The sequence below is a fragment of the Hyphomonas sp. FCG-A18 genome (genome assembly GCF_045287255.1).
Lineage (GTDB): Bacteria > Pseudomonadota > Alphaproteobacteria > Caulobacterales > Hyphomonadaceae > Henriciella.
Window position 1 is genome coordinate 2,638,081 of record NZ_CP137142.1, and the last position, 14,327, is coordinate 2,652,407.

The 14,327-nt window shown below is 55.8% G+C and carries 11 protein-coding genes; 2 read left to right on the top strand and 9 right to left on the bottom strand.

What is annotated here, in order from left to right:
- Positions 1-12: 12 nt before the first annotated feature.
- The 5 genes from RYZ27_RS12975 to RYZ27_RS12995 form a co-directional block, all read right to left on the bottom strand.
- Positions 13-906 carry an isoaspartyl peptidase/L-asparaginase family protein gene (locus tag RYZ27_RS12975; protein ID WP_406679945.1) on the bottom strand — a complete coding sequence of 298 codons (894 nt, stop codon included), beginning with the start codon at positions 904-906 and terminating at the stop codon, positions 13-15.
- A complete protein-coding gene (locus RYZ27_RS12980; protein ID WP_406679946.1) occupies positions 903-2,162 on the bottom strand; it encodes a cyanophycinase in 1,260 nt (419 codons plus the stop codon). The genes RYZ27_RS12975 and RYZ27_RS12980 overlap by 4 nt, the downstream gene beginning before the upstream one ends.
- Positions 2,155-3,624: a putative basic amino acid antiporter YfcC gene (gene yfcC, locus RYZ27_RS12985; protein WP_406679947.1), complete on the bottom strand. Its 1,470-nt coding sequence runs from the start codon at positions 3,622-3,624 to the stop codon at positions 2,155-2,157. The genes RYZ27_RS12980 and yfcC overlap by 8 nt, the downstream gene beginning before the upstream one ends.
- A gap of 114 nt (positions 3,625-3,738) precedes the next feature.
- On the bottom strand, positions 3,739-6,570 hold the full coding sequence (locus RYZ27_RS12990) for a TonB-dependent receptor plug domain-containing protein (protein ID WP_406679948.1): 2,832 nt from the start codon (positions 6,568-6,570) through the stop codon (positions 3,739-3,741).
- 323 nt (positions 6,571-6,893) lie between these two features.
- Complete coding sequence (locus RYZ27_RS12995) at positions 6,894-7,994, bottom strand: serine hydrolase domain-containing protein (protein ID WP_406679949.1); 1,101 nt, start codon at positions 7,992-7,994, stop codon at positions 6,894-6,896.
- Between the two features lie 141 nt (positions 7,995-8,135).
- On the opposite strand from RYZ27_RS12995, the gene RYZ27_RS13000 reads away from it, so the two are divergent.
- The gene (locus RYZ27_RS13000) at positions 8,136-9,188 is read left to right on the top strand and encodes a helix-turn-helix domain-containing protein (RefSeq protein WP_406679950.1); all 1,053 of its coding nucleotides are present in this window, start codon (positions 8,136-8,138) and stop codon (positions 9,186-9,188) included.
- Positions 9,189-9,511: 323 nt separating this feature from the next.
- Here RYZ27_RS13000 and RYZ27_RS13005 read toward each other — a convergent pair whose 3' ends face one another.
- The 3 genes from RYZ27_RS13005 to RYZ27_RS13015 form a co-directional block, all read right to left on the bottom strand.
- On the bottom strand, positions 9,512-11,119 hold the full coding sequence (locus RYZ27_RS13005) for a phosphoenolpyruvate carboxykinase (RefSeq protein WP_406681786.1): 1,608 nt from the start codon (positions 11,117-11,119) through the stop codon (positions 9,512-9,514).
- A 151-nt stretch (positions 11,120-11,270) separates the two neighbouring features.
- Positions 11,271-13,091, bottom strand: coding sequence for an FAD-dependent 5-carboxymethylaminomethyl-2-thiouridine(34) oxidoreductase MnmC (gene mnmC / locus RYZ27_RS13010; RefSeq protein WP_406679951.1), 1,821 nt, complete (start codon positions 13,089-13,091; stop codon positions 11,271-11,273).
- Positions 13,092-13,119: 28 nt separating this feature from the next.
- Positions 13,120-13,530 carry a hypothetical protein gene (locus RYZ27_RS13015; protein ID WP_406679952.1) on the bottom strand — a complete coding sequence of 137 codons (411 nt, stop codon included), beginning with the start codon at positions 13,528-13,530 and terminating at the stop codon, positions 13,120-13,122.
- A 149-nt stretch (positions 13,531-13,679) separates the two neighbouring features.
- Between RYZ27_RS13015 and RYZ27_RS13020 the strand changes: the two genes are divergently transcribed.
- Positions 13,680-13,967 (top strand): GNAT family N-acetyltransferase, encoded by a 288-nt coding sequence (locus RYZ27_RS13020; RefSeq protein ID WP_406679953.1) that lies wholly within the window; start codon positions 13,680-13,682, stop codon positions 13,965-13,967.
- Here the strand turns inward: RYZ27_RS13020 and RYZ27_RS13025 are convergent.
- On the bottom strand, positions 13,964-14,326 hold the full coding sequence (locus tag RYZ27_RS13025) for a hypothetical protein (RefSeq protein WP_406679954.1): 363 nt from the start codon (positions 14,324-14,326) through the stop codon (positions 13,964-13,966). The genes RYZ27_RS13020 and RYZ27_RS13025 overlap by 4 nt on opposite strands.
- Between the last annotated feature and the right edge of the window lies 1 nt (position 14,327).

Genomic DNA, 14,327 nt, shown 5'->3' on the forward strand with positions numbered 1-14,327 from the left:
TGTAGGGTATTGTTAGTTCGGCGAGAAAACACTCACTTTGGCTGGCTCTCCCGCTTTTACAGAAGCGCACTTCATGCCGTGTGAGTTATACGGCGCCACAATCGTACCCTCTGCATCAATGGCAATCAGGCCACCATCCCCGCCATACTGCGCAATCGCATTCAGGGTGTTTGAAGCCGCCGCCCCTAAAGGACACTTCGCATACTTCATCTGCGCCGCAATGTCGTAAGCCGCGTTGGCGAGCATGAAGTATTCCCCAAGCCCCGTACAGGACACGGCGACGCCGCTGTCTGCCCAGGTTCCGGCCCCAATAATCGGTGTATCGCCAACGCGACCTGCGCGCTTGCCGAACAAGCCACCTGTTGATGTGGCAGCAGCCAAGCGGCCGCTCTTATCCATCGCAACGGCGCCAACAGTGCCATGAGCAAGCTCATCAGTCTTTGTCTCAACCTCTTCAACCCCAACCGGGAGCCGATACCAATTTGCCGGATCTTTTACGGTTTCCAGACCCCGCTCTGCACAAAACCGATCTGCTCCCTCACCCGCAATCATGATGTGGGGGGTTTTATCCATAACAGCACGTGCACCAGAAATTGGATTCACAAGATTTCGGACCGCCGCGATTGACCCCGCTTTCATTGCAGCACCATCCATGATGGCTGCGTCTGTCTCAACAAACCCAGCAGCATTTTGCGCCGAACCACGCCCGGCAACATAAAGGCCACTCACCTCCAATTCCCGAACCATGTGTTCAACCGTGTCGACGGCGCTATGCCCCGCCTTCAACATCGCTTCGCCTTCACAGATTAAATCGCTAAGGTGTCGCTCGACTTCGCTATAGTCCCGCCCCGGTTTTGGGCCTGCACCACCATGGAGGGCAAGTGCATAATCAGGGCGTGTTGTCATTGGACGGTCTCCATAGTCAGATTTATCGGGATGATATCGAAGCGCACATTGGCGATGGTGTAGCGGCCTTCCCCGTCCGGACCACGCCCCCAGAAGCCTGCTGACTGTGGCAATTGCGTAAACGCATAAGCAAACCCAAGCCCGCCACCATCAAAGCTGATCCGGTCAACCGTTTCAGCCGTTTCATTGTCGACAAGACCTTCACCGATCACATCGGCCAACATTTGTCCTTGTAGTGCCATACCACCGCCGCCAGGCAGCGGGTTACGAACATACTCATTCCCAACCGTTGCCTCTTTCCAATCGGCCGGTCGCAACGCCAATGTTTCGAGGTTCAAGGTATCGCCAGCCGCCATAAGATGCAGGGTGAGTCCCGTCACCTTAAGGCGGTTGTCGCTGATGGGCGTAAATGTCGCCTGCCGGGCATCGACAATTGTGATGTAGCCAGCACCGCCCACACGCGCCAACCCATCGTGCGAAACAAGCAAGGCGGTGTTTTCATCGACCCCGAAGCCAATCCGCTTTGACGCATCCTGCTCAAGGCTCAGCGCCTTGACCAGACGACCCAGACGCGCCCGTTCCCCGAAATGCTGATCAACCAAGCCATACTCAAAGAAGCCAAGGCCACTACCCATTTTCACGGGTTCCCCTTCAACCGATCCCGTCAAGCCTGTGAGGCTGTCCCCCTGCAGCAGCATGGAAACGCTCATGATCGCTGCTCCAGCACTCGTGCCGCCAACCGGTGCGCCATGAGCTGAGGCCGCCCGTATGGCCTTCAGAGCGTCTGTCTCTTCATCATCTTTCAGTAGGATGTCTGTTGTCCGCGCCTGATCCCCTCCGGTGAACCAAATTGCCGCCGCGGACCCCAGCAAGGACACAGTTTCAGGGTCATCGCTATTTCTCGCCCAAAGGGCCTCATCTTCGCCCTTGGTTGAGGGATCATCCATTTTGGCAAGCCTGGCGACCTTGATGCGTTGCCCCTCAACGCCATAGCTCAACAGAGTATCACGCGCGGCATGTGCGGACTCCACAGGGCTGCCGGAGGCAGAAGGGACAATCACAAAGGCTCCTTCAGGCCGAGCCATATTGATGAAGCCTTGCCAGACATCCGCCGTCTCCGCCTTCAAGGCACCGCCAGCAATCACCAGCGGTCCTGGCGTTTTCTGCGAAGCCGGGGCGTGTTGCGCCCAAGCGGGGAGAGTGGCGCACAGGCCAGCAATTAAAGCGGATTTCAGGGTGACAACTCTATTAGGCATAGCCGATACTCACTGCGATCAGGATGAAAACGATGGCCGTGGCCATGGCGAGTGCGAGCCCCTTCCAAAGGAATTGCACCCATGTGCCCCAGCCCACCCGGGCCGCCGCGAGGCATCCCATCAGAGCCGCTGAGGATGGAACGATCAGGTTCATCAGACCATCTCCCAATTGGAAAGCGAGGACGGCTGTTTGACGCTCAACCCCAATCAAGTCCGATAGTGGCGCCATAAGCGGCATGGTCAGGGCTGCCTGCCCCGAGCCCGACACGACGAAGAGGTTGATAATGCTTTGCAGGACATACATGCCGACCGCCGCGATATGTCCGGGCAGGCCTTCAGTAAGATGCGCCATACCGTAGAGCGCCGTATTCAGAACACTGGGCTCACTCGCATCATCGCCGCCCAGCAAAACCACAATACCTTTGGCAAAGCCGATAATGATGGCCGCAGGGGCAAGTTGCACGGCGCCATCGCGAAACGCCTCACCGCAGGCGTTAAGGTCCATACCATTCAACCGGAAAAGACGCGCAACAATCGCTGCAGCAATACCGATTGCAAAGAATTGAGCGGCAATTTCAGGGAAGTAATACTGGTGAACCCCGACGCCCCAGGCCACCCAGGCAATCCCCCCAAGGATGATGAACAGGATCAGTGCATGACCAAGATTGAAACGACTATCCTCACCGTCAGGGGCTTTCATATCCCGCAACCATTGGTCCGCCTTATAGGTCAGTGATGTCTCTGGCGCATGTCGAATTCGGACAGCATAGCGATAGGCAAAGACCGCACCGACAGTTGTGAACACACCCCACATCGTCACGCGCAAACCTGCACCCGACATCACATCAAGCCCGGCAATCCCCTGCGCCACAACGACCGAAAACGGGTTCATCCATGATGTAGCAAAGCCGATCTGGGTGGCGACGTAAGTGACCAGAAGCACGGTGAGACTGTCATAGCCTGCGCGGGCAAACGCCGGAGCAAGGATCATGACAAAGACAATGGCCTCCTCGCCCATCCCGAAGATGGCGCCACCTAAAGAGAAGAGGACAAACAGCAATGGCGCCAGAAAATCGCCTCGCGCACCCGGATTATCAACCAGACCTTTCAAGGCCGCCTCCATGGCCCCTGTCCGCATAATGATCCCGAACGCCCCGCCAACAATAAGGAGGAAGGCCATCAAACCGACCGTTGCTGAATATCGGTCCCCTGCAATCAATCCCTCAAACAAGAAGTTGAGGAAACCAACATCTTCACCGGTGCCCAACAGCAAGGCTGGTTGTCGCCCAACTAGTTCAAAACTGGATAGGTCGAACGTGCCAGCCTCGCCAACAAAGCGCCCGGCAGGGACAAGCCATGTGGCCAACCATGCCAACAGCGCAACGACAAAAAGAATAACAAAGGTATCAGGAGCCTTGAAGGCACCCGATGATTTTGAGGATTGTTCTGCTTCAGGCGTCACCGCACCCTCCCTGCAAAGATTAAGAGGCAACCGACCATCGGCTTCCGGTCGACATGAGGATAGGCCGAAGCCTGCCAACCGGAAGAGGTGATGGTGGTTTTGGTAGGGATTAGCCTAAAAAGCGTGCCCTACGCGCAGAGTGATGAAGCGGCCAAGACTGCTATGGTTGAAATGGTCAACATTCGCGCCTGTGCCCAAGGCCAGAGGCGGATCCTCATCAAACAGATTGTCGATGGAGAGCTGGATGAAGCTGTTCTCGCCATAATCGTAGGAGACAGAAGCATCAAATGTCAGCCAATCGTCCACGTCCTCATAGCCTGCCGAAACAAGTCCATTGGTGATCGCTGCCGCAAGCACGCGTGGGCTGGGGTCATCCTTATAGCTTGAGACATACCGCCCGCGCAGAGAAGCGCGCCACGGGCCAGTCGTCCAGCGCAGGCGCGCGCTGGCAGTCAACTCAGGATATGTGAACTCACCCGCCTCATCGATAATCTCTGCATCTGCGGAGGCCTGACGCTCGAACTCGAAGAGATAGGCAGCATCGGCAAGGATAGCCAACTCGCCACGCGTACCCAAATCGAAGTACTGGGTGGCGCTGACATCAAGCCCGCTGGTTTCCTGAAATCCAAGATTGGTCAGCGGAATGTGTGCGTCCGTAACGAACCCGCGATCAACTTCAAGGCCTGGTGTGCCTGTCTCAAGCGTGCCATCTGCAATGTCGATAACGGTGAACTCACCGGCAAGCGCCCGGCGAATAAAGTCATCCTCGTCAATGCCGACCAGGTCTTCGTGTCGGATGTTCCAGTAATCGACGGAAAGGTTAAAGTTGCGGCTTGGCTCAAACACAAAGCCGAGGCTCCAGCTTTCCGCCTCTTCAGCCTTCAGGTCCGGATTCCCAATCTCTTCTGAAAGCAAGGATTCACCATCCGCCGTCGAGTCACCATCACAGGCTTCAGGTGTGATCTCACAATCCACCCTGAAACTGGTCAATCGAACACCTGCCCCTGTTTGGGCGAGGGATGGGGCCCGGAAGGATGTGCTCCAATTGCCGCGGAGAACCAGTTGATCGGCAGGCGCATAACGAAAGGCGATCTTCGGATTAAAGTCGCTGCCGAAATCGCTGTCATCGTCAAACCGCCCGGCCAACTGAATGTCGAAATTATCACTCAACGGAATGTATAGCTCACCGAAGGCGGCCCATTGGGTGCGATCCGCATCCGCTGAGGTTGAGGAGAAGCCGACAATCGGATCGGGATTATCCGTCGTCGCCACCGCATCACCAGACGGGGTGTCGGTTAGCTCTTCACGACGCACCTCCGCTCCAAACGCGCCTTTAACCTGACGACCATTGAACATGAAGACATCACCACTGGCAGACACATCAAACTGCAACAGAGAGGATTCACCATTGCGTTCGGCCTGGGTGACAATGGCATCGAGAACAGCCTGGTCTTGCTGTGTCTGTCCCCCGAATGGGTTGTACCAAAGGGTCACCAGCCCGGTATCCTCGCATCGGTCCCCAGCAAGCGCGTCTACCCGACTGCCATCGCTACACAAATTGCCAAGTAACGCATCTTCAAACTCAGCGGTCCGGTAAAGCCCGGAAAGACCACGCTGGGTCGACTCATTCTGACCATAGACAAGGGCGGCTTCATAGGTCCAACCATTATCAGCCTCATAGGTCAGGCCACTGGTCAGGCGCAGGGTTTCACTCTCGACCGTAACCGCACGCGGTTCAGGGATCTTGCCCCAAGCAAAGATCGGGAAGCCGAAGAAGTCATCATAAATTGTCCCCGGATTATCGATATTGGCCTCTTCGACGATGTCATCGATCAGACTCTGAGGGAAGAAAGGGTTTTCTGGATTAACCGGTGCACGTGAGAAATTGGCAGGCGAAGACGTGCCATTGCTCTCATTGGTCGACCAGAGCAGATCATTGAACCAGGTCAGATCATCTGTAACCCGCAATTTGTAAGCGCCCATGATACCGATCGATTCCAACTCATCATCGGTCGCAACGAAGGCATTTGTATTCACTTGGCAGAAGTCGCCAAAAGCGCCATCATCGAAGAAATCATCCGCCGCGCATCCGCCATCCTGTGGCTCTTCGGTCTGATCATTGAACATGAGGAACAGATCATTGAAGCTTGGGAAGAAGCCCTGCTGGCTGGGCCGTACCGAATTGGCCGTGAAGTCGCGATCCCGATCAAACAGCGCATTGCGCTTGTAATAGTCTGCAACGAGCAAGATGGATTGGCGATCATCGGAGCGCCCCCAAACCGCATTGAGGTTCAGTTTGCCTTCATCGGTTTCCGCCGTTGAGTTGCCATAGCTGCCCTGCACTTCAAAGCCATTGAAATCGTCGCGCAGGATATAGTTGACGACCCCGGCGACGGCATCCGCGCCGTAAATCGCAGACGCTCCGTTTGGCAGCACATCTACCCGCTCAATCGCCGCGAGCGGTATGGCGTTCACATCGATGAAGTTCTCTTGTCCCTGGGCAAACGCTGTAATGCTGGCCCGGCGCCCATTGATCAGGGTCAGGGTTGAGCTGGCTCCCAAGCCACGTAACGAAACAGACGCGGCACCGGGAGGCGTATCCCCTGACAGCGCGCCGGCTGTAGAGGTAGAAAACGTACCGCGGCCCCCACCTGTCACAGGGAGATCCTTGAGCACCTCGATCAGAGACCCGGCACCGGTTTCGACAATATCACCGCGGTCGATGGAGAAAGCCTGCACAGCGCCATCCTCGGCGAGGCCTTTTATCCGCGTCCCTGTAGTGACCACCCGATCAAGGACTTGTGGACTCTCTTCATTCTGAGCGGCAACAGAGATCGGTTCATCAGTAGAAGGCTCAGCCTCCTGCGCGAGAGCAGATGGAACAAGGAGAGCACCCCCAACAAGCAGGGCAAGGACGCCGCGAAGGTCGTTCTTTGAGTATGACATAGTAATTGTGTTTCCCGAATAAGCGCGCATAGCCTTGGCTATGCCTTCGGGCAGGATGATCCCTGACGCGGTATGCTGTCTTTATGGCGTTCAGCCGATCATGCGATCCTGCCCATCCTCCAAAACAGGACAGGCGCTACTCGTCAAACCACTCGCTCAGCTGGAAGTCCGCAGACGACCGGCCAAAGATTTGAGAATCTGGCATAAGACCAAGCATTCAGCACTCCTGAATATGAGAGTATCCTAAGAATCACTTTGCGCAAGCCATTTCGACTCCAAACGATGGTGGAGACAATACGGATTGACCTGACAGGTCACCCAAGTCATGGGCCATAGAGTTCTGCTGCAATCTCGAGCGTAAGGTTGGCAAGCAGATCATACCCAGCATCATTGTTGTTCAAGATAATCACGGTGCCCCTATGGTCCGGGAAGCGCGTGATCATACTCGTATAGCCGATCATCTCGCCATTATAGGTTTGGAGTGACAGCGTTTCTCCGGAATTCAGTGGGACAGCACCAACAGTCCAGGCCATGGGCATTATCGGGTCGAACATAATAGCCTTGCTTTCTGAACTGAGCAGTATGTCGGTCTGCAAGGCCTTATGCCAGCGGAACAGATCTCGCGCTGTGGTCGACATCGATGCTGTCGCGCGAAACACTTGTGGATTGACCACGGGAACATGCGTGTAGGTGCCATCCTCGCCGCGGAGCGCGTTCCTAACAAGCACTGCCACAACGTCATCATCATAGATTTGCCCTGTCTGTTTGAGACCTGAGGGTCCAAGAATCTGCTCTGATAAAACGGTGTCGTAGGACGCGCCCGTGGTCGCTTCAATGACAAGCCCCAGCAAGTAGGAATTCGCATTCGAATAAAGATAATCGCTCCCTGGCTCGAACCGGGGCGACATGGACGCAATCGCGCTAAGCATCGCTTCAGGCATTAGGGTTTTCTTGAATTCGGGATCGAACCAACCTGGTATCTCAGTATAGTGCGGGAGACCCGAACGGTTTTGCAAAAGGTGCCGAAGCGTAACGTGATCAGCATAGCTGGCGTGAAAGCTTGGCAGGTACGCGCTCAACGGATCATCCAGACTGAGCGAACCCTTTTCTACAAGTTGGAGAACCAATATCGCTGTGAAGCTCTTTGTTATTGAGGCGATGGCAAACTGGCTATTCGTATCGACACTGAACGCGTCTTCAAGAGAGGACGAATTGTAGGCCTCCTCAAAAATGATCTCGTTCTGGTCGGCCACCAAGATGACCCCGGAGAATTCGGCGGCGGCAACCCTTTCAGAGACCAATGTCTGAAGCGAAGTTTGGGTGCTTTCGACACCCGACAAGGCACTTTTCCCTATGCCCGCATCACAAGCACCCAAACAAACTGCTGCAGCAATCAGTGCGGCCTTGATCTTTTGGTTATGCATACATGTACCTCTCAATCGGTTTGCGTTCTGGTTTGTGTAGAGGCGTAGCCAATGCCAGCGGAGTTCGCAGCGAGACCGAAAACGCGATTGTGGTCGCTTTTCTGCGTTTAATAGGGATAAAAATCGGCTAGTGGGCGTATCATGTTGAATGCAATTCTCAACTTCGGGGCCGCTCTGAGCATCCTCTGCTGCTTGTTCGCGGTTCACATGTTTCGCACTTCTGCTGCGAGTAAAACACCTGCCTTGCTATTGGGCGCGGTATTCCTGTTGCTCGGGGTGCACGCACTCTTACTGCATTTGATTGTGATCTTTGATCACCCGCGCTTTGCAGTGACCCTATTGCCGCTGCTACCCTTACTGATCGGGCCGCTCTTGTATCTCTTCTTTCAAAGTGTACGAGAGCTCAATCGACCTTTTCATAAGGGTGACCTTCTGCACGCTCTGCCCGCAACAATTGTGTTTGGGCAGATGACGACGCACACTTTGATTCACTATGTCGATATCATCGTGCTTGTGAGCATTCTTGCTTATTGTATTGCCCTGATTTTAATCGCACAAAAAGGCGTAGGCCAGTTTAACCATCTCGGCCATCGTGCTGTGGCGCCATATGCTTGGCTCATCGCCTGTATTGCTTATTTGGCAGTATCCTTCGCGGCAGACTTGATCATCCTTTTGGAGATCAAAGCCGGCTCATCCGCTGACCAATCCCTTGGCCTTTTATTAGCGATTATCTCCAAGCTACTTTCGGCATGCCTTGTTATGTGGCTCGCACTTCAGAGAAAGTTCTATTTCGAGTGGATCTATACCTATGGAACACGCGCCAAATACTCAGGTGCGGACCCAGAGCGACGAGAGGTTTATCATGCCATTATCGAACGATTCGAAGCCTGCTTGGCGACGGCCGACTTCTTTAATGAACCGACACCATCACTCAGCACCATGGCCCGCAGGATAGGTGCGCCCGCCCGTCAGTTATCAGAGGCAATCAACGAAACCTTCGGGGAGAGTTACTCGAAACAAATGAACCGGCGGCGCATTGACCGCGCCAAGAACCTCCTGGCACAGCATCAGGATATGCCGATCACAGACATTATGTTTGAATCCGGCTTCCAAACCAAATCCAGCTTCAACAAGGAGTTCAGAGCTATTGCGGGTATGTCGCCAACGGAATATCGAAGACTGATTGCATCATGAAAGTATAGCTTTCGTGCCTGGTTGATTTGGCATCGGCCGAAACAAGACAAACTCTACCTGAAGCCTGATCTGAAGTTATCCCATTTTGCAAGCCGCCTCGGCGAAGCGAGCCATAGGGTCAGCGCGCGCATAGCAGGCGTGCTCGAATTTTGAACCTTCAACGCGCGGGCTGTGCCACGCTCAGGCGACACTTCCGTTCTGATGATCGCCCCGGATTGCGGGTTTTCAAAAATGAAATAGGTCTGACGCCCAGCGAGTTTCGCAGTTCAAACTCCGCCCGAGACTCTGTCGGTCCATAAAAGGCTTTGTGAAGGCATACCGCCTTAAGCGATGACCTTCACGCGCGGAGCCGCGGCTTTCACGATGTCCTCGACATGGGCTTCATAGACTTTGAAATTGTCGACGAACATGCCTGCCAGCTTCTCGGCTTGGGCATCATAGGCAGCCTTGTCCGCCCATGTGCCGCGTGGGTCGAGCACAGCATTATCGACACCTGGCACTGAGACCGGAACCATAAAGCCAAACGTCTCGTCCTTGCGGAATTCGACATTATTCAGAGAGCCATCGAGCGCCGCGTTTAGCAGGGCGCGCGTTGCCTTGATCGGCATACGCTGTCCGGTGCCGTATGGACCACCTGTCCAGCCTGTAGAGACCAACCAGCAATCCACATTGTACTGGTCAATCAACTGGCCCAGAAGCTTGCCATACTCACTCGGGTGACGCGGCATGAACGGTCCACCAAAACAGGTAGAGAAGGTCGCCGTTGGCTCTGTCACACCTTTCTCTGTACCGGCAACCTTTGCGGTATAGCCAGACAGGAAGTGGTACATGGCCTGTGCCGGGGTCAGCTTGGCAATCGGTGGCAATACACCAAACGCATCCGCCGTCAGCATGATCAGGTTCTTTGGTTGACCGCAGCGGCCCTCAAGAGAAGCATTCTCAATCGCTGAAATCGGGTAAGCGCCGCGCGAATTCTCAGCGAGCGTGTTGTCATAGAAATCCAGCTCACGGGTTTCGTCATCCATGACGACATTTTCCAGAACCGTGCCCCACATCTTGGTGGTGGCATAGATTTCCGGCTCATTCTCTTGCGAGAGATTGATCATCTTGGCGTAACAGCCGCCTTCGAAGTTAAACAGGCCATTCTCTGACCAGCCATGCTCATCATCGCCAATCAGCGTGCGGCTGGCATCCGCTGAAAGCGTGGTCTTCCCGGTCCCGGACAGGCCAAAGAAGATGGCCGCATCATCATTGCCGCCATCGTTGACCGAACAGTGCATCGGCATCACGCCCTTGGTCGGCAGGATGTAGTTCAGAATAGTAAAGACAGATTTCTTGGTCTCCCCGGCATAGCTGGTGCCGCCAATCAGAACGATCTTCCTGGCAAAGTTCACTGCAATCACGGTCTCGGAAACCGTGCCATGCTTGGCCGGATCAGCGCGGAAGCTTGGCGCGTTGATAATGGTAAACTCGTGCTGGAACGCCTCATACTCCGCTGCAGTCGGAATGCGCAGAAGGTGGCGAATGAACAAGCTGTGCCAGGCATACTCAGTGACTACACGCACCGGCGCGCGGTGGTCGAGGTCGGCCCCGCCAAACAGCTCCTGCATGTACAGGTCTTTGCCCTTCAGGTGATCGCGGAAGTCCTCCCACAGCGCATCAAACTGTGCCGGCGTGATGGAGGCATTATTGTCCCACCAGACGGAGTTCTCAGTTGTCTCATCACGAACGGTGAACTTGTCCTTGGCGCTGCGCCCAGTGTGCTGACCAGTTTTCACAACCAGAGCCCCACCTTTGGCAATCTGGGCATCTTCATTCAGCACTGCCTGTTGATAGAGGCGCGCTTCATTCCAGTTCTTCCGAACCAAAGCTGCTTCAATCCCGAGATCTGCTAATTCTACCGCTGTATTGGACACGCCATTACCCCTTATTCCTGTTTCCGGCGGAAGCGATGCGAGCTCCCGGTCAATCGCGTGGCAGTCATCAAGCGCATTCGCAAAGCGATGGCCAGACCCGTTTATGCGATTGACCAAAGGTAAACGCTGTCAAAACCAAAATAGGCCGAAATCGGAGTATATTTGCTCAAATCAGACGCCGTTTCAGATCACGAAGAATTTGCCGAGCCGGGTTCACCAGAGGCAGCGCCGCTAACTGAGTCGGCAATGGGTCATCATGGATGAGTGCGCTGATGAGGCGTGCTGCCCAGGGGCCAAAAGTAAAGCCTCGCGAACCATACCCCCCGGCGAGGTAAAGCCCTGACACAATGGCTGTTTCCTCCGGTACGGCGATCCCTGTACGCAGTCCGGCATGGCTTTTCAGGATCATTTCAACATCCGGCATAGCGCCAATAATCGGCAAGCGGTCAGGGCTGGTCGCCCGCACCCCGGCGCGGGAACGCACCTGCGCAGCGGCAACTGACTGACGCCAGTACGGGTTCAGGGCCGCAAGCGAAGCCGCATTCGTCTCACGATCCGCCTCAAGGATAGCCGGCACATCGCCCTCATGATCGCGATAGGTCGCGCCCCAGACCCGCTCGCGACCACTCGCCAGAGCATAATGCCCGCTCGCCATGGCCGATGGCGGCGCATCAACATCAACTTCACTAAACTCGACCTGCCCGGCCCGGCCCTTCAGGCGCAACGCGGGGATCATCGTCTCCATATGCCAGCCTGTGGCGAGCACGATGGCATCATAGACTTCGCCATTCACAGACCGCGCGGCGGGATCAATTTCAGCCTCGCTCCCCCAGCGGACATCAATACCTTCCAGAAGCGCGGGCAGCAGGCGCGCAGGGCGGAACATCATGGCCCGTTTGTGCAACAGGCCACCGCCCGGCAATGCCTCCAAGTCCTCCAACCCAAGCGGTGGGTCAGCCAGCACTTTCTCAATCCGGCGTGCTTCCTGCTCATCCTTAGGCCGCTGAACCACTTCGGTATCCTCAACCCCGGCATAGCCGCGATAGAGGGCACGCGCGGCATTATAGGCTTCGACCAGAAAGCGGGCCTGCGCGGTATCCCCGGCATCAAGGCGTGGCATCAAAAGGCCGATCGGATTGCCACTTGTCCCCTGCGCTGGGCCGTCAGCCTGCTCATAAACAGTCACGCTGGCCCCGCGATCACTCAGCACGCGCGCAAGGCTCGCCCCGGAAATTCCGGCCCCTATGATCGCGATACGGTTCTGGCCATGCGGCCTAGCATCGGCCTCGCCCAGAAAAATCGCTTCGAGACGCTCACGCTTGCGGCCATGACCGGGCTGTTTCGTGACCGCGAACCCTGCTGCGGTCAAGCCGCGCCGCACTGCGCCCGCGACGGTAAAGGTCGCCGCAACGGCGCCCGGCGAACTCCGCGCGGCAATTTGCGGCCAGAGACCCTCATCCCACATGGCTTCATTCTTGGCCGGGCTGAACCCGTCCAGGAACCAGGCATCGGCCTTGAATTGCGCCTGTGGCAATGTCTCCTCGATCAGTCCAAGATGCAGGGTCAGAGTCAGGCGCTCATCGGGCCAGACAACCTGATGCACGCCCTTGGCCCGGTCTGGCCATTTGGCGATCAGCTCGCGGACCAATTCCCCTAATTCTGGCCAGACAGAGAGCGCCTGCTCCGCATCGCCTACATCCAGTGGGAAACCCTCAAAGCTGACAAAATGCAGCCAGCCCTGGTCCCCGCGTGCCTTTCGCCAAAGCTGCCAGAGCGCCAGAAAATTCAGGCCCGTCCCGAACCCCAGTTCAGCAACAGTAAAACTGTCACGCCCCTGCCATCGCTCAGGCAGTCCGCAGGCCTTCAGGAAAATCGCCCGCGTTTCCTCCAACCCATCCTCGACTGAGTAATAGATATCGCCCACCCGTTCATTGACGGGTGTGCCATCCTCTTTCCAGCTCAAATCGGGGCGCGGCGGTAATCTCATGGCGCTGCCATAGCGCCAATAACAGGCCCTATCCAGCTTCCAAGCTGCGCTGCTGGTCAATCCACTCTGGATCAACCGCCAGCTTCTTCACCATCTTGTCCTTGCTGGTCACAATCCGCCAGAACGGCGTCACCTCGGAAACAGTTTTGCCCTCGGCTAAATCCTCAAGCGCCGCCTCGGCAACCATGCGGACAAAGATAGACGAAGACATCGGACAGGTTCCAGCACAGCCCTCACGCGCCGCCAACTCATCGCGCATCTGCGGGATAGTGCGAGCTTCCCCAAACGGAATATCGGCAATGTAGGCATCGACGATTTGCGGTGTTGAAACCAGCATTTCATCTCCCGCGGCTATACCACCAAAGGCCTTTTCCAGAACGACCTTTTTGATCTGTTTTTCAACAGCGAGCTTTTCGCGAGCGGTTTTCTTTTTGGCCATCGTTTACCTCACAAAGTCGTCTGGGAGAGCCGATAGACTATCACTCATTGGGCTTCATGCAAAAACCGAATAAGTCCTTTCAGCGCTTTTGTAGTGGTCGGGGATAAGCTCTCGTCCCATTTTCACGGTCATCAAGCAAGGAGCGCACAATGACAGACATCACCATTACGCGTGAAGACGGCCCAACAGGTGGCCGCTATGTCACGACCGTGAACGGTCACGAGGCCGAAATGACTTATTCCCGCGCCGGATCAACCCGGATCATTATTGATCACACGGGGGTCCCACGTGAACTCGGCGGCATGGGCGTTGGTAAGGCGCTGGTTCTGCGCGCGGTTGAAGATGCTCGTAAGGATGGGATCAAGATCATCCCACTCTGCCCATTTGCAAAGGCTCAGATCGAGAAGAACAAAGACTGGCAGGACGTTTTGGCTTAGGCGCGCTTCAGAGCCAGAACGACTGCAGCAAGCGCGATGGCCACACCGCCATAGACCACTTCATCCAGCCAAAGAGCGCTATCGGTTCCCATTGCGGCCATTAGACCCCCAAGAGCCGCAAAAACCAGAGCACCTAATAGTCCAGTGCTACCACCCAAACGGAGCTTCAGCAGCGTCATGAAGCCGCCGATCAGCATCAGACCTGTCCCGATAAGGCGGATCAAGCTGGTTGGTGGTTCCATCAAAGCACTCATCAAGGGACCACCTCGGCTGGTAAAGGCCAGCACGGCCTGCACCGCGCCCCAGAACAGCCACAGCCCCAGAACCAAAAGTCCTAAACCTGCCAGCCGCCGGATCATG

Excerpts from the sequence above, each read along its gene's own strand:
- RYZ27_RS12975 (WP_406679945.1), bottom strand. The coding sequence starts at position 906 with ATGACAACACGCCCTGATTATGCACTTGCCCTCCATGGTGGTGCAGGC.
- RYZ27_RS12980 (WP_406679946.1), bottom strand. The coding sequence starts at position 2,162 with ATGCCTAATAGAGTTGTCACCCTGAAATCCGCTTTAATTGCTGGCCTG.
- RYZ27_RS12990 (WP_406679948.1), bottom strand. The coding sequence starts at position 6,570 with ATGTCATACTCAAAGAACGACCTTCGCGGCGTCCTTGCCCTGCTTGTT.
- RYZ27_RS12995 (WP_406679949.1), bottom strand. The coding sequence starts at position 7,994 with ATGCATAACCAAAAGATCAAGGCCGCACTGATTGCTGCAGCAGTTTGT.
- RYZ27_RS13000 (WP_406679950.1), top strand. The coding sequence starts at position 8,136 with ATGTTGAATGCAATTCTCAACTTCGGGGCCGCTCTGAGCATCCTCTGC.
- mnmC (WP_406679951.1), bottom strand. The coding sequence starts at position 13,091 with ATGAGATTACCGCCGCGCCCCGATTTGAGCTGGAAAGAGGATGGCACA.
- RYZ27_RS13015 (WP_406679952.1), bottom strand. The coding sequence starts at position 13,530 with ATGGCCAAAAAGAAAACCGCTCGCGAAAAGCTCGCTGTTGAAAAACAG.
- RYZ27_RS13020 (WP_406679953.1), top strand. The coding sequence starts at position 13,680 with ATGACAGACATCACCATTACGCGTGAAGACGGCCCAACAGGTGGCCGC.
- RYZ27_RS13025 (WP_406679954.1), bottom strand. The coding sequence starts at position 14,326 with ATGATCCGGCGGCTGGCAGGTTTAGGACTTTTGGTTCTGGGGCTGTGG.